This window comes from Kitasatospora sp. NPDC056783 (assembly GCF_042789895.1).
In the GTDB taxonomy this organism is placed as follows: Bacteria; Actinomycetota; Actinomycetes; order Streptomycetales; family Streptomycetaceae; genus Kitasatospora.
Genome location: NZ_JBHUAF010000019.1, coordinates 1 through 14,329 on the forward strand (window position 1 = coordinate 1; position 14,329 = coordinate 14,329).

At 74.6% G+C, this 14,329-nt stretch carries 13 protein-coding genes; 8 read left to right on the forward strand and 5 right to left on the reverse strand.

Features of this window, described 5'->3' with window-relative positions; translation table 11 throughout:
- Window positions 1–252: 252 nt before the first annotated feature.
- The 3 genes from ACFRMQ_RS05270 to ACFRMQ_RS05280 form a co-directional block, all read right to left on the reverse strand.
- Complete coding sequence (locus ACFRMQ_RS05270) at window positions 253–1,143, reverse strand: hypothetical protein (RefSeq protein ID WP_380727119.1); 891 nt, start codon at window positions 1,141–1,143, stop codon at window positions 253–255.
- A gap of 62 nt (window positions 1,144–1,205) precedes the next feature.
- The gene (locus ACFRMQ_RS05275; protein WP_380727121.1) at window positions 1,206–1,829 is read right to left on the reverse strand and encodes a hypothetical protein; all 624 of its coding nucleotides are present in this window, start codon (window positions 1,827–1,829) and stop codon (window positions 1,206–1,208) included.
- 137 nt (window positions 1,830–1,966) lie between these two features.
- Window positions 1,967–2,833 (reverse strand): hypothetical protein, encoded by an 867-nt coding sequence (locus tag ACFRMQ_RS05280; protein WP_380727123.1) that lies wholly within the window; start codon window positions 2,831–2,833, stop codon window positions 1,967–1,969.
- A 137-nt stretch (window positions 2,834–2,970) separates the two neighbouring features.
- Here ACFRMQ_RS05280 and ACFRMQ_RS05285 point away from each other — a divergent pair, with 137 nt between their 5' ends.
- The 3 genes from ACFRMQ_RS05285 (at window position 2,971) to ACFRMQ_RS05295 (ending at window position 5,447) form a co-directional block, all read left to right on the forward strand.
- Window positions 2,971–3,426, forward strand: a complete 456-nt coding sequence (locus tag ACFRMQ_RS05285) for a pyridoxamine 5'-phosphate oxidase family protein (RefSeq protein ID WP_380727125.1) — start codon at window positions 2,971–2,973, stop codon at window positions 3,424–3,426.
- Window positions 3,427–3,501: 75 nt separating this feature from the next.
- Complete coding sequence (locus tag ACFRMQ_RS05290) at window positions 3,502–3,954, forward strand: MaoC family dehydratase (protein ID WP_380727127.1); 453 nt, start codon at window positions 3,502–3,504, stop codon at window positions 3,952–3,954.
- 278 nt (window positions 3,955–4,232) lie between these two features.
- On the forward strand, window positions 4,233–5,447 hold the full coding sequence (locus ACFRMQ_RS05295) for an MBL fold metallo-hydrolase (RefSeq protein WP_380727195.1): 1,215 nt from the start codon (window positions 4,233–4,235) through the stop codon (window positions 5,445–5,447).
- A 105-nt stretch (window positions 5,448–5,552) separates the two neighbouring features.
- Here the strand turns inward: ACFRMQ_RS05295 and ACFRMQ_RS05300 are convergent, their stop codons facing one another.
- Window positions 5,553–8,267, reverse strand: a complete 2,715-nt coding sequence (locus ACFRMQ_RS05300; protein ID WP_380727129.1) for a DUF6493 family protein — start codon at window positions 8,265–8,267, stop codon at window positions 5,553–5,555.
- Window positions 8,264–9,730: an SWIM zinc finger family protein gene (locus tag ACFRMQ_RS05305; RefSeq protein WP_380727131.1), complete on the reverse strand. Its 1,467-nt coding sequence runs from the start codon at window positions 9,728–9,730 to the stop codon at window positions 8,264–8,266. The genes ACFRMQ_RS05300 and ACFRMQ_RS05305 overlap by 4 nt, the downstream gene beginning before the upstream one ends.
- A gap of 141 nt (window positions 9,731–9,871) precedes the next feature.
- On the opposite strand from ACFRMQ_RS05305, the gene ACFRMQ_RS05310 reads away from it, so the two are divergent.
- From ACFRMQ_RS05310 to ACFRMQ_RS05330, 5 genes are all read left to right on the forward strand, one after another.
- Window positions 9,872–10,780 (forward strand): acyl-CoA thioesterase, encoded by a 909-nt coding sequence (locus ACFRMQ_RS05310; protein WP_380727133.1) that lies wholly within the window; start codon window positions 9,872–9,874, stop codon window positions 10,778–10,780.
- Window positions 10,781–10,882: 102 nt separating this feature from the next.
- Entirely contained in the window at window positions 10,883–11,533 is a 651-nt protein-coding gene (locus ACFRMQ_RS05315; RefSeq protein WP_380727134.1) for a TetR/AcrR family transcriptional regulator, read from the forward strand.
- Between the two features lie 202 nt (window positions 11,534–11,735).
- On the forward strand, window positions 11,736–12,167 hold the full coding sequence (locus tag ACFRMQ_RS05320) for a MerR family transcriptional regulator (RefSeq protein ID WP_380727136.1): 432 nt from the start codon (window positions 11,736–11,738) through the stop codon (window positions 12,165–12,167).
- Between the two features lie 133 nt (window positions 12,168–12,300).
- Window positions 12,301–13,932, forward strand: coding sequence for a BCCT family transporter (locus tag ACFRMQ_RS05325; RefSeq protein WP_380727138.1), 1,632 nt, complete (start codon window positions 12,301–12,303; stop codon window positions 13,930–13,932).
- Between the two features lie 120 nt (window positions 13,933–14,052).
- Entirely contained in the window at window positions 14,053–14,232 is a 180-nt protein-coding gene (locus tag ACFRMQ_RS05330) for a hypothetical protein (RefSeq protein ID WP_380727140.1), read from the forward strand.
- Window positions 14,233–14,329: the final 97 nt, after the last annotated feature.

Sequence of the window (14,329 nt, forward strand, 5' to 3'; positions counted from 1 at the left end):
GCCGATGAACTCCAGTAAGCCGTCCGGGAGGGCGCCGCGGCGCCCGCGGCGGTGCCGGTTCCCGGCGTCGCGAACGTACGGTTCTCCACCGGGTTCCGCCCTTCCCTTGTTCGTCTCTGGCTGCTCTGACTGCTCTGGTGGCTCTGGCCGTGTGCGCCGGATGGTCCGGCCGGTGCGGCCGATGCGGCTGGTCCGGCCGCGGGGGTACGGGTCCGGGCCCGGCGTCCCGGGCCACGGGTCACGCGGGCGCGGTCAGTTGAGCACCTGCATCTCGGCGACCTTCAGCGCGAAGCCCGCGGACTGCGGCAGGTCGACGTCGAAGACCTTGGCGTTCGGCCCGGTCACGACCACGTGCCCCTGCCAGTGCGCCGTCACCGTTCCGTCGAAGACGCCGTCCTTCTTGGTGCCCGAGCCGGCGGCGAACTCGTACCCGCAGTCCGGCGACTTCGCGCCGCCGTACTTGGGGTCGTACGGCGTCCCGGCGGTCTCGCAGGTCACCCCCATGCCCTGGTCGAAGGTCCAGGTCACGTTCTTGAGCACGGGTGTGACGGTGACCGAGGCACCGGGCACCGCCAGCGTCTTCGGCTCGGGCGCCTTGACCCCGTCCAGCCAGAGCCAGACCGGTGACTTCACCACGGCGGTGCCCTTGGGCGCGACGCCCGCGGCGGGCTTGGGGAACCTCATCTCGTGAGCGAGGCTGATGCCGATCGCGCGCAGGTCCAGCACCGGCGGGCCGGCCGGCGCGTTGGACTCGAAGACGATCTGGGCGCCGTCCGAGCCGCCGCCGGTCTGCGGACAGACCTTCGAGTAGAGCGCGCCGTCCGAGGGCTTGTGGTCGCCCCATTCCGGCGCGCCCGCCGGGAGCTGGGGGTCCAGCACCTTGTAGTAGCAGCCCTGGTCGCTGTTGAACCAGCCGAGTTCCGGGTCGTGGCAGGCCCATTCCACCCCGTGGTAGCCGCACACCAGCGGGCCGCTTCCCGAACCGCCGCCGCCCGGCTGGGTGGACCCGGGACCGGTCGTGCTGCCTCCGGTGTGGACGTCCGAGCAGATCTTGTCGGGGGCGCACTGGGTGGCCCCCCCGCCGCTCGGCGGCTCCTCCGCCGCCGCCGTCAGCGCCGAGGACAGCAGCAGTCCGGCGGACAACGGTGCGAGGAACGCGATTCTCCGGACCCGATGGCGCCCGTCCGGCGCGTGATGACGTCCGTTCAGCATGTGCGGTCCACCTCACGCTTGAAGTCGTAGATCAGCCAACGTGCCTGGAACCAGCGCAGGGACGCCGTCGCCAGGTAACGGTCGATTCGCCGGTCCGGCTCCTTCGCGGCCCCGGTGGCGGCATCGACGCGGCGCCAGCCCGACACGTCGACGCAGTCCTCGATCACGGCGGTCCGCGGATCGGCTTTGAGATCAACGGCCTTGACCACCGCGGAATTGCGCGGAGATCCGGTCATCACCAGTTTGGCGTCGTGGAGTTGACGCAGGCCCACGAGGGTGTCCGACAGCGCCCGGCCGGAGGAGTAAGCCTCCAGCGAGAATCCGTCCGAATCCGTTCGCCCGTAGGCCTCGGCCTGCGCCTGCCACCAGTCCTGATACGTGCTCAGGGCGAGACGGCCCATCGCCCCTTCCGGACCCTCGGTCGGCGCGATCGAGTCGTTTGTCGCACCGCTCGAAGGGAGTGCCGGGTTCACTCCGGCAACAGTGGGCGCACCCGAACCGATGCGATCGACGGAACCGCCGGCACCGCCGCTCGCACAGCCGCCGAGCAGCAACAACAGAACCGCCCCGCCGACCCCAACCGCCCCAGGGCGCAACACATTTCCGCGCTGCCGCATGGCCCCACCTCATCGCGACCGGTCCGATCCGTGATCCACGGCCGCCAGAAGAATTCCGCCGTCCCGCCGGTGTTTCCGCTGGGGATCGATTCTTCGCCAACCCACCCCATCACGGCAACACCTCAGGCCCCCTGACCTTACGCGGAAGGCGGTTCCGTCGGGGCACTTTCCCGCCACAGAACGGCCAACAGTTCTTCGGAAAGCGACAATCCGGCCAATGCGCCCCTCACCGCGGCCCGATTGCGCATCAAGAGCCGCCCGGCGTACGGCGGAACGAGCAGGCGCGCGCCGGGCGCGCCCGAACTACCGGCCGGTTCACCGCCGTCCGTCAGCGCGGCCACGGCCGGCTGGAGATCGTGCGGGCCGACCGCCGCGGGGGCACCCGGGACGCCCTGGCGCAGGACGGTGGTCAGGGCCGCGCCGAACGAGCCCTCCCCGCCCGGCCGTACGGCGTCCCGGCCCCGTCTGCCCGGAGTGTAGCGGCTGCCCGGGGTGTAACGGCCGATCCGGCCCCACAGCGGGACCCTCGAATAGCTCAGCAGTTCGCCCGCGCCGTCCTCGCCCCGCTCCAGCGCCGACCAGGTGTCCCGGTCGGCCACCGCGTCGACCAGCAGCAGCGCCTCCTCCTGGTCCCCGTGCACCATCGCGCTGACCACCCAGTCCCAGGCCAGGCCCCGGCGGTAGGCGTTGTCGGCGGTGCTGCCCGCGGTGACCAGGGCGAGCCGACGGCCGCGCGGATCGGCCACCAGCTGGCCGACCAGGCAGACCAGCAGCCAGCGGCCGGGGCGCTGGGCGGCCTCCCGGACGGCGGTGAGCATCGCGTTGGCGTCTGCGTCCGGCGGCACCACGGTGACCCGGCAACCGGCCGCGCCGGTGTCGAAGCACATCCCCGGCAGCACCTCGGCGAGCAGCCGGGCGCCGTCCGGTGCGAGCGCCGCACCGCCGAACGCCCGGTCCGGCCCGCCGTCCGCCCCGATCACGACCAGATCGACCCCGCCCGCCATCCGTCCCCCTCCTCCACCGTTCCTCCACCCGCCGGGCAGGCTACCGCCCCGGGCGGCCGCCGACGGGGCTCCCGGCCCGTCCGCTCAGGGACCATGGGCCCTATCGGCGCGCGCACCGACCGAGGACGATCGGACGCATGGAGCGTGAGGACCGTGTGGAGACCCTGAGCGAGGCCGAGTGCCTGCGGCTGCTCAGCACCGTGCCCGTCGGGCGCGTGGTGTACACCGAGCACGCACTGCCGGCCGTCCTGCCGGTCTCCTTCGAGGTCCTGGACGGGCGGCTGGTGCTCGCCGTGCGCCGGGGCAGCGCCACCGCGCGCGGGCTCGACGGCACGGTGGTCGCCTTCCAGGCGGATCTGCTGGACCCGATCACCCGGACCGGGTGGAGCGTGCTGGTGCACGGGCGGGCCGACGTGGTGAGCGAACCCGACCAGCTCCGCCGGGTGCTGCGCTCCGGTCTGCGGCCCTGGGTGGGCGATCCGGAGCCGCTGTTCGTCGCGCTGGTGCCGGAGCTGGTCAGCGGCCGTCGGCTGTTCCCGACCGGGCCGGGCGCCGCCAGGCCCGTGAACACCGGTTTTCCACTCGGCTCCTGACAGATACCGGTGGGTAGGCATACGCTTCCGGCGTCCTGATCCCTCCCCGGGCCCGTCCCCCACCAGGAGCGCACCGTGACGACCTTCGCCTCCCTCGCCGAGCTGACCGCCGCCGTCGGCACCGAACTGGGCACCAGTCAGTGGCACACCATCGAGCAGCGGCGGATCGACCTGTTCGCCGAGGCGACCGGCGACCACCAGTGGATCCACGTGGACCCGGAGCGGGCCAAGGAGAGCCGGTTCGGCTCGACCATCGCGCACGGCTACCTGACCCAGTCGATGATCCCGGTGCTCGCGAAGGAGTGCTACACCGTCGAGGGCGTGCGGATGGCGCTGAACTACGGCTCCGACAAGGTCCGCTTCCCGGCGCCGGTACCGGTGGGAACGGCGATCCGGGCCACCGCCGAACTGCTCTCGGCCACCGAGGTGCCGGGCGGGGTCCAGGCGGTGGTGCGCTTCACCCTCACCAGCGAGCGGAGCGCCAAGCCGCACTGCGTCGCGGAGACGATCACCCGGTTCTACGCCTGACGGGCGGGCCGGTCGCCGGGCCGGGCGCGGTCCCCGGGCCCCGGGTACGCCGATTGGACCGTGCGGGGCCCTTCACCGGGTCCGGACGGCCCACGGCGAGTAACCTCCGACGAGATGGTTGTCGTCTCGCAGCAGCCCCGTCCGCCGCTGCGCTGCGCGCCCCGGCCCGCCCGGTAGCCGTGACCGTCCCTGGAGGAGCCGTGCCCCGCCCCGCCCCGTGGTTCTCCCGCCTCGTCGGTCTGTCCTCGCAGTTCGTCCCACCGCCCGCCGAGCGTGCCGTGCCAGGCCTCGCCGGGCTTCCCAGGGCGCTGTGGCACCGGGTCCGCACGGAGGCCTTCGGCGCCGAGCCCCGGGGCGAGCGACTGGCACGCGTCCGCCGCTCCCCGAACTTCGCCGACGGCGCCTTCCGCAACCCCGTGCCGACCCGCCGCCTGGTGTACGAGCGCAGCCCGCTGGAGATCACCCGTGCCCAGCTGACCGGGGACAAGACCCGCCGGGCCCCGGCCACCGCGGTGCCGGTGCACCGGCTGCTCCCGGTCGACCTGGCCGCGCCGCCGGAGTCCGGGCTGCGGCTGACCTGGCTGGGGCACGCGACCGTGCTCGCCGAGATCGGCGGCCGGCGGGTGCTGCTCGACCCGGTCTGGGGCGAGCGCTGTTCCCCGTTCTCCTGGACCGGGCCCAAGCGGCTGCACCCGGTGCCGCTGCCGCTGTCCGAGCTCGGGCCGGTGGACGTCGTCGTGGTCTCCCACGACCACTACGACCACCTCGACATGGACACCGTCCGGGCGCTGATCGGGACGGGCGCGGTGTTCGCCGTCCCGCTCGGGGTCGGGGCGCACCTGGAGCACTGGGGCGTGCCGGCCGAGCGGATCGTCGAACTGGACTGGTGGGAGTCGGCCGAGGTCGCCGGGCTGACCCTGACCGCCACACCGGCCCGCCATTACTGCAGCCGCGGCCCGCGCACCAGCGCGCTGTTCCTGTGGGCGTCCTGGGTGGTGGCCGGTGGCGGGCACCGGATCTTCCACAGCGGGGACACCGGGTACTTCCCCGGCTTCACCGAGATCGGGCGCCGGCTCGGCCCGTTCGACGCGACGATGATGCAGGTCGGCGCGTACAGCGACTTCTGGCCCGAGGTGCACATGACGCCCGAGGAGGGCGTGCGGGCGCACCTGGACCTGGGCGGCGCCCTGCTGCTGCCGATCCACTGGTGCACCTTCAACCTCTCGCTGCACCCCTGGGAGGAGCCCGCCGAGCGGGTGGTCGCCGCCGCCCAGGCCCTCGGGGCCCGGCTGGTGGCACCCCGCCCCGGCGAGCCCTTCGAGCCCGCCGCCCCACCCGCGCTGCGACCGTGGTGGCGCGCCGTCGCCGCCGGCACGCCGGAGGGCTCGCCGCCGGTCGCCGACGGGCCGGACGAGACGGCGGGTCCGGGGGGCGCGGGGGCGCGCGGACGGGTGACGACCGTCAGCGAACAGATTTCAAAATCTGTTCGCTGAAAATTGTCCGCTGAAAGTTGTCTGCTGAAACCTGAAAGCTGAAAGCTGAAAGCCGAAGCCCGACAACGGTCGGCCGACAGCCCCCACCCGACGCCCCCCACCACCTCACCCCGCGAGGACGTCCCGCAGCGCCCGGGTCTCCTTGACCAGCCGCCCCGACCCCGCGCGCTCGGCCGTCGCCGTCACCTCGGCGACCGGCCCGCGGGCCCCGGTGCGCCGAGCGCAGTCGGCGGCCAGCGCGACCACGTCGCCCAGCCCGCGCGTCGACTGATCGGCCTCCCCGAGCAGGGCCGGCAGCGCCGCCCCGAGCACCGTCCAGACCGTCGCCCGGGCGCCCGTCTCCGCCACCGTGCCGAGCGCCGCCGCCAACCGGGTGGCCATGACCGTGCCGCAGGCCACCAGGGCGCCCAGCTCCCGCCCGAGCAGCTCGCCGTCCAGGTCGCCGCGCGCGGCGAGCACCAGCAACGCGTCCACCGCCGCCGTCCGGTCCTCGGGCTGCCGGGCGCCCAGACCGTACGCCAGTGCCAGGTGCAGCGCGAGCCCGGCCGGGCCGCCGGCCTCGGCGAGCAGCGGGAGGTGGCGGGCGGCGCCGGACTCGTCCCGGTCGGCGCCCGCCGCGAACGGGTCGAGCCAGCGCGCGGCCAGTTCCTCCCGCTGCCAGGGCAGCATCGCGAACCAGTGCTCGACGGGCCGCCAGGTCCAGCCGTACGCCTCGCGGGCGCGGGCCACACTGGGCTCGGTGCCGTCCAGCAGGGCCCGGAACTCGGACCCGAGCCGTTCCCCGCCCGGCCCCTTCGGCCCGGCGCCGATGCCCGGCTGGGAGACGGCGGTCCGCTGGACCTCCTCCCACCAGCGGTCCCCGTACGCGTTGGCGCGCCGCGCGCCCGTGCCGGGCGCGAACACCACCCGCTCGGACGGCTGCCCGGGCAGGCCGCCGGTGCGCAGCCAGTGCGCGAGCCGGCGCCCGGCCGGGGAGTCGAGCGCCTCGGCGGCCTTCGGCACCGTCTCGTCCGCCGTCGGCCCGACCCTCAGCAGGGCCTGCGACAGGTCGGCCTTCCCCGGGGTGGCGCCCACCGCCCGGTACCCGGCCAGCCGTTCGACCAGGACGGCCGCGTCCAGGGCGCCGGTGGCGTCGGTCGGAGTGGCGAGCAGGTACGGCGGCGGCCCCTGGACCAGCTGCCGGGCGGCCTCCTCCAGCCGGGCGGCGAGGACGGCCCCGTGCACCGAGGTCCGCGAGCCGTGCAGCGCGGAGCGCCCCTTCCCGACCAGGTAGTCCCAGATCTTCCACGGCGGTGTCCGCCCCTCCACCGCGGCCACCACGTAGAGGATGTCCCAGGGCGTGCAGTCCCTCCGGTTTCCACCGCCGTGCCACGGGTTCACCCGGCGGACCGGCTCCACCGCCTCGGCCAGGGCCCGCCGGTCCCGGTGGGTCAGCCGCACCAGCCCGTCCAGCACCCGCTCGAAGACGGCGACCTCGGGCCGGCTCGCGGCGAGCAGGGCGGACAGCTCCTCCGCGAGTTCGGCCGCCGAGCCGATCGGCGCGCCGAGCGGCCGCGGTTCGGGGGCCGGCGGGAGGAACTCGCTCCACCCGGCGTCCGGGTCGTCCTCGTCACCGCCGACCGGCGCCCCGAACAGCTCGCCCGCGCGCCCGTGGTGAGCGGGGTTCAGCGTCTCGGCGGCGGCCCGCAGCCGCGGCAGCACCGCCTCCCCCGCCGCCTTCAGGTGCCGGGCCACCACGTTCAGCGCCCGCTCCTGGAGGGCCGCGTCCGGGTGCCCGAAGGCCTCGGCCGCCGCCAGCACCACCGGGCCGGAGCGGTCTGGCGTGCGCCGGGCGGCCTTGTCCAGCCAGGCCAGCTGGGCGCGGACCAGCTTCGTCTCGGTCCGGAACAGCACCACCGCCGAGGCCTCGGCGACCACCTCGGGCTCGATCAGCCCGGCCGCGTCCAGCCCGGCGAGCACCTCCTGAGCGTGCCCGGCGGGCACCGACAGACCGTCCAGCATCGCCACCAGGTCGCGCGCCCGGGCCGCGTACTCCTCGGGCGTCGGGTCGAGTGCCCGCAGCACCTCCAGGAAGGCCCGCTGGTCGACCGGCTTGCCGCCGCGCAACAGCCTGGCCAGGCAGCGGTCGAGCATCTCGGCCCGCGCCACCACCCCGGCCGCCGCCAGTTCGCCGACCGCCTCCGTCCAGACGTCGCCGCGGCGCGGGCTGAGCCGGAGGGTCAGCGTGTAGCCGATGTCGGCGAGTTCGAACAGCTCCGGCAGCAGCACCGGAGTGAAGGCGTCCTCGCGCAGCGCCTCGGCCAGCGTCGGGCGCGGGCCGCCCAGGTCGGTCGTGCGGTCCATCCAGTTCCGGACGACGTACTCGGTGCGCGGCACCTCGCAGCCGGTGCGCCGGACCACGGACTCCACCACCGGGTACATCGACCAGCCCCAGCTCCGCACCCGCCCGGCGGCGAGCCTGGTGGCCACCTCGACCTGCCACTCCACCGGCTGCGCCTCGATGACCCGGTGCAGCGCGGAGTTCCGGGCCCAGTCGCGCACGCCGAGGTCGCCGGCGGCCAGCCAGACGGCGGCGCCGGCCGGTCCGGTGTGGCAGCCGGCCCCGGCCACCAGCAGACGGGCCCTGACCTCGTTCGCCTCCCGCGACCAGTCCTCCCTCAGCTCCTTGCGCAGCGCCTTGAGCCCGGGCAGGCAGGCTCGCCGCCGGGCCGTGTCCAAGGCCGCCAGCAGCTCCGGTATTCGCGCCAGCCGCCCGGACCGGACGGTGGTCAGCAGTTCCTCGACCGGGTCCCGCCGGTCGGACTCCCCCGCGGCGCTCACGCTCCGGCCCCCTTCGGCGGCTCCACCGGACCGAACGACTCCACCGGACCGACCGACTCCACCGGGGCAGCCGGCCGCACCGGAGCGGTCGACTCCGCGGCGGGAGCCGCGACGGCCGGCTCCCGCACCATCCCGACCGCCAGCGCGTGCTTGCAGGGCCCGCGCCCGCCCCGGTACTTGCCCCACCACAGGCAGGTGCAGCTCAGCCGCCCCGACGCGTCCACCCGCACCCGCTGGATGTGGTCGTCCACCGTGACGACGGCCGTCGTCCCGCCCTCCTCCAGCCGTACCGCGCCCGCCTCGACCAGCGCCCGGGCGGCCCGCAGCCGGGGATTGGCCACCTCGGCCCGCCCGGAGTCGTAGGGGAGCTGCCGGTGGAAGTACGCGGCCTCGGCGGCGTCGTAGCCGATCTGCCCGGCGGTGCCCAGCCGGGTGAGCGCGGCGCGGACCCGCTCGGGGCTCAGCCCGGACTGCGCGGCGAGGTCCCCGATCTCGATCCGGGGCTCCCAGGCGAGCAGCACCGAGACCAGCTCGGCGTCCCGCTCCGCCGTCCCGGTGGCGAGCGAGCCGAGCACCCCGCCCTCACCGGAGAAGCCCCGGGAGGCGTCCGGGGAGAGCGTCAGGGTCACCCGCATGCCGGGCAGCACCACCTCCCAGGCCGAGGCGGTCGGCTGCCCGGCCGCCACCGGCCCGTACACCCGCAGGGCGAGGGCGTGCCGCAGCACCCGCTGGAGCGCCACCAGCCGCTCGGGCCCGGGCAGGCAGACCGCGCCCGGCACCGGCCGGGTGGTCGGCCGCAGCGTCCTCCCCGCCGGGACGACCCAGCCGACGCCGGCCCGCCCGCCGCGCGGCAGCGACCGCAGGAAGCGGACCGCCTCGGCGGCGGGCAGTTCGGCGCGCGGCTCGAAACCGGCGGCGACCACCTGGGTCTCGGCGAAGCCGCGCAGCCAGCGCTCCGGCAGCGGGACCTTCTTCTCGACCAGCGGACCGTCGAAGGTGGTGACCTCCAGCGCGTCCGGCCCGACCGCGAGGTGCAGCGGGTCGGCCGGACCGATCCTGGTCAGCGCCTCGCGCAGCGGGTTGTTGACGTCCACGTTGGTGGTGCCGTGGCCGATCTCGTCCCCGTCCAGCCCGGACCGGAGCACGTCGAGCCGGGCGTAGACGCCGCAGCAGCCCGAGAAGGACTCGAAGCGCAGCCGGTCCCCGTTGGCGGTGACCACCGGGTCGAGCGAGGCCCGAAGCTGTGGCTGGTGGTAGCGCGCGGCCGCGACGTCCGCGACCGCCAGCAGCGCCGCGGCGGCCGGTGCCGGATCGGCCAGGAAACCCGCGAAGAAGCGCGGGTTGGCGGCGGCGCCGAGCGGGGTGGCACCGCCCGAGGTGGCCAGGTCGAGGTGCCGGCCGTCGGCACCCTCCAGGACCGCCGAGGGGCGCAGATAGGCGTACGCGTGTGCGGATTGCGTCATGCCGAGCACGCTAGGTGAGGGGTCTGACAAATCGTCGGGACGAGCCACGGATTGGAACGTGTTCTACGTCATCGAACGGGGCCGGAGAGGGCGTTACCCAGGTCACACCGCCATCCGGCCGGATTCTGCCACTATGGCCTGGTGACTGACCTGACCGAACCTCACGTCCGGGCCGAACGGCGGGCCCGGACGGCCGGCCCGTTCGCCGACCTGCTGGAGATCGAGCGGCTGGACGAGAACACGTTCCGGGGCCACTGCCACGCCGGCGCCCCGATGCGCGCCTTCGGCGGGCACGTCGCCGCGCAGGCGCTGGTCGCCGCCGGGCGCACCTGCGAGGACCGGCGTCCGGTGCACTCGCTGCACGGCTACTTCCTGCTGCCGGGCTTCCCTGCCCGGCCGATCGACTACGCGGTCGAGCGGGTCCGCGACGGCATGTCGTACACCACCCGCCGGGTGACCGCGCTCCAGCAGGGGAACGAGATCTTCACCCTCTCGGTCTCCTTCAAGCACCCCGAGCCGGCCGCCGACCGCCAGCGCGAGGTGCCGCCGCTGCCCCGCCCGGAGTCGCTGCCCGACGCCCTCGCCGGGGGGACCGAGGAGGTCCGCCGGGCGATCGCCGCCACCGGCGGCTTCCACGACCTCGACGTACGGTTCGTCCCGTCGGACACGCCGGGCCTGCCGCCGACCGTCCCCGGCCTGCTCCAGCAGTTCGTCTGGATGCGCACCGCCTCCCCGCTGCCCGCGGACGAGCCTTTGCTGCACGCCGGCGCGCTCACCTACCTGTCCGACCTCACCCTGGCCTCCACCGCCGGGCTGAACGTGCAGCCGAACTTCTTCCAGCGCACCGCGCCGCCCCGCCTGGTGATGGCCTCGCTGGACCACGCGATGTGGTTCCACCGCCCGTTCCGCGCCGACGAGTGGCTGCTGTTCGCCCAGCGCAGCCCGTCCTCCTCGGACGGCCGGGGCCTGGCCCTCGGCGAGTTCTACGACCTGGACGGCCGGCTGGTCGCCTCCGCCGTCCAGGAAGCGCTGATCCGCGACCCCGCGTGACGCCCCGGCCGCCGGTCCCGGCCCCCGGTGACCGGCGGACGAACGGACGGAGGCCGGACGGCGTCATACTCCTGAGCGGCCCCGGCCCGTATCATGGTGCGGGTGACCAAGGTTGACCTGTCACCACGGCCGGTGGAGGCGATGTCTCCGCGTCAGCTCGAACGCCGCGAAAGCCTGATCGCGGCAGCACTCGCTCTGGTGAACGAGATCGGCGTCGAGCGGATGCAGATGAAGCAAGTCTGCGAGCGGTCCGGAGTCGCCCTGGGGACGGCGTACCGCTACTTCTCCTCCAAGGACCACCTGCTGGCGGCGGCGATCGCCGAATGGCATCGCCTGCTGCTGGCCGACCTGGTGGCCGAGCTGCGCGGGCCACGGGCCGGGCTGGGGGCCACCGACCGGGCGGTCCGGTTCGTCCGGGGCGGGATGCGGGCCTACCAGCGGCAGCCGGAACTCGCCCGGCTGCGGGTGGCCGTGGCCGCCTCCACCGACCCGTTCGCCAGCGAGGCGCTCCAGGGCATGGCCCGGGCCGACAGCGCCGCCCTCCAAGCGGTGACGGCCGAGGTGCCGGCCTCCGCGAGCGACCTGGTGCGGCACATCGTCGCCCACGCCTGGCAGGGCGAGCTGACCGCCTGGGTGACCGGCCGCACCACCCTCGGCGACGCCCGGCGGCGACTGGAGGACGTGGTGCGGCTGCTGCTGACCCCGTACGAGACGCGCTACCCGGCCCCGTACGAGGTCCAGTCGACCGGCTAGGCCGGTCCGGCGCACCGGCGCGCGCATCGGCGCGCGGTCCGGCGCGCGGTCCGGCGCACCGGCGCGCGCCTGGCCGAACTCCCCGCCGGCCACCTGCCGGTGGTCGAGGCGCCGCCCGAACTGCGGGACGTGCCACTGGAGTTCCTCAAGAGAGCCGAGCCCGCCCGGGAACACCCCGCCGGGCGGGCGCGTTCGACCGGTCATGCGCATCGGAGAACTCGCCCACCTGACCGGGGTGTCCACCCGTCTGCTCCGCTACTACGAGGAGCAGGGCCTGCTCCGACCGGACCGCACGACGGTCGGCTACCGCGAGTACGGCGAGGAGGACACCGTCCGGGTGTGGCAGATCCGCAGCCTGCTGGCGGCCGGTCTGAGCACCCGGGTCATCGGCGAGTTGCTGCCCTGCGCCACCGGCCCCGCCCCCGTCCTGGCGGCCTGCCCGGACCTGCTCGCCACCCTGCGCGGCGAACTCGCCGATCTGGACGCCAGGATCGAGGAGCTCACCCGCAGCCGCCGGGCGCTCTCCCACTACCTCGACACCGCGCACGACTCCGGGTTCGCCACCGGCCCCGCCGTCGCGCACGGCTCCGGGCACGGCTCCGGGCACGACGCCGCCGAGGTGCGCGCGGCCTGACGGGACGAAGGTCCCCACCCCGCGCCTCCCCGGCGCGCCGTCCCGCCGCTCGCGGAGCGAACTGGACATAGTGCGACATACGGCTTCACCCCGAGCGCGCCGAGCGTGCCGCGTATGTCGAGAGGTTCACCTGATGAGCAGCCAGTCGCCGCAGCCCGACCAGCCCACGGGGGAGCCGGACGAACCCGCCGAGACCCTTCCGGCCGACCGGGTGGTGTTCGGCACCGGCGCCGTCCTGGTCCTGGCGGTGGTCGCCTGGGGCGTCTTCGCCGAGGACTCGCTCGGCCGCACCTCCGGCACCGCCCTCGGCTGGGTGCTGCACAACTTCGGCTGGCTGTTCGTGGTGGCCGCCGACGTCTTCCTGGTCCTCAGCGTGGTGCTCGCGTTCAGCCGCTTCGGCCGGATCCGGCTCGGCCGCGACGACGACCGGCCCGAGTTCTCCACGCTCGCCTGGATCGCCATGATGTTCAGCGCCGGCATGGGCATCGGCCTGATGTTCTACGGCGTCGGCGAGCCGCTCCAGCTCTTCGCCACCCCGCAGCCCGGCTCCGGCCTGGAGCCGCAGAGTGCGGCCGCCGGCCGGCAGGCCCTGGAGTTCTCGCTCTTCCACTGGACCCTGCACCCCTGGGCGATCTACGCGGTCGGCGGCCTGGCGCTCGCCTACACCACCTTCCGCAAGGGCCGGGGCAACCGGATCTCCGCCGCCTTCGTCCCGCTGATCGGGCAGCGCGGCGCGGACGGCTGGGCCGGACGGACCATCGACCTGCTGGCCGTGTTCGCCACCGTCTTCGGCTCCGCGACCAGCCTCGGCCTCGGCGCGCTCCAGGTCGCCGACGGCCTCGGCTACATCTCCTCCGTCCGCAACACCCAGAACGCCCAGCTGATCATCATCGGCTCGCTGACCGCCGCGTTCGTGGTCTCCGCCTTCTCCGGGGTGCACAAGGGCGTGAAGTGGCTCTCCACCGCGAACGTCGTGCTGGCCTCGCTGATCATGCTCTTCGTCTTCGTGTTCGGCCCGACGGTGTTCGCACTGGACGCGATCCCCTCCTCGGTCGGCGGCTACCTCTCCGACCTGCTCGGGATGTCCACCCAGACCGGCGCCTTCACCGACGAGAACTGGCTCGGCTCCTGGACGATCTTCTACTGGGCCTGGTGGCTCTCCTGGGCGCCCTTCGTCGGCACCTTCATCGCCCGGATCTCCCGCGGCCGCACCATCCGGGAGTTCCTGCTCGGCGTGCTGCTGGTGCCCAGCGGCGCGACGGTCATCTGGTTCTGCGTGATGGGCGGCACCGCGATCCGGCTGAACACCACCGGCGCGGCCGACCTGGTCGCCACCATTCCGCAGGGCGCCGAGGCCTCCCTGTTCGAGATGCTTCGCTCGCTGCCGCTCGGCTCGGTGACCAGCGTGGTCGCGGTGCTGCTGGTGATGACCTTCTTCGTCACCAGCGCCGACTCGGCCTCCCTGGTGCTCGGCTCGCTCTCGAGCCGGGGCTCGCTGCACCCGCGCACCTGGCTGGTGGTGGTGTGGGGCGTGCTGATGGGCGGGGTCGCGGCGGCCCTGCTGCTGGCCGGCGGACTCACCGCGCTGCAGAACGCGACGATCCTGGTCGCGCTGCCGTTCGTGGTGGTGATGCTGCTGCTGTGCGTCTCGCTGGTCAAGGAACTCCGCGAGGACCCGGCCGCCGCCCCCTCCCGCCGCCACCCCCCGCACGGCCTGCGGGACGCCGTCCGGGCCGCCGTCGGAGAGTCGGACACACGCCGCTGACCAGCACATACGCCCCACCCGGTGACGGGTGGGGCGTATGCGGCCAACCGACGCCCAACCCCCGTCCGGACTTCACCCGCGCGTACCGACCGTTCACACCGCCCTGGAAGCCTCCCTGTCATGAACGCCAGCCCTCAGGCGCCCTACCAGGACCCGCGCTTCCCCCTGCCCAAGCGGCACCGCCGCCTCCTCGCCGTCACGGCCGTCCTCGCCTCGATCGCCCTCGGCACCCTGGGCGTCGGGGCCACCGTGGAAACCGTCGCGCACGGCCCCCTCACCAGTGCCTCCGCCGGCAAGTGACACACCGGAAGTGACACCCGGCGGCTGACACCCGCCCGCCCGGCACCGCGGTCCCCGCTCGGGACCCGGTGCTTTCCGCTGCCGCTCCCCCCTCCGC

Excerpts from the sequence above, each read along its gene's own strand:
- ACFRMQ_RS05280 (WP_380727123.1), bottom strand. The coding sequence starts at position 2,833 with ATGGCGGGCGGGGTCGATCTGGTCGTGATCGGGGCGGACGGCGGGCCG.
- ACFRMQ_RS05325 (WP_380727138.1), top strand. The coding sequence starts at position 12,301 with ATGAGCAGCCAGTCGCCGCAGCCCGACCAGCCCACGGGGGAGCCGGAC.
- ACFRMQ_RS05285 (WP_380727125.1), top strand. The coding sequence starts at position 2,971 with ATGGAGCGTGAGGACCGTGTGGAGACCCTGAGCGAGGCCGAGTGCCTG.
- ACFRMQ_RS05275 (WP_380727121.1), bottom strand. The coding sequence starts at position 1,829 with ATGCGGCAGCGCGGAAATGTGTTGCGCCCTGGGGCGGTTGGGGTCGGC.
- ACFRMQ_RS05330 (WP_380727140.1), top strand. The coding sequence starts at position 14,053 with ATGAACGCCAGCCCTCAGGCGCCCTACCAGGACCCGCGCTTCCCCCTG.
- ACFRMQ_RS05305 (WP_380727131.1), bottom strand. The coding sequence starts at position 9,730 with ATGACGCAATCCGCACACGCGTACGCCTATCTGCGCCCCTCGGCGGTC.
- ACFRMQ_RS05320 (WP_380727136.1), top strand. The coding sequence starts at position 11,736 with ATGCGCATCGGAGAACTCGCCCACCTGACCGGGGTGTCCACCCGTCTG.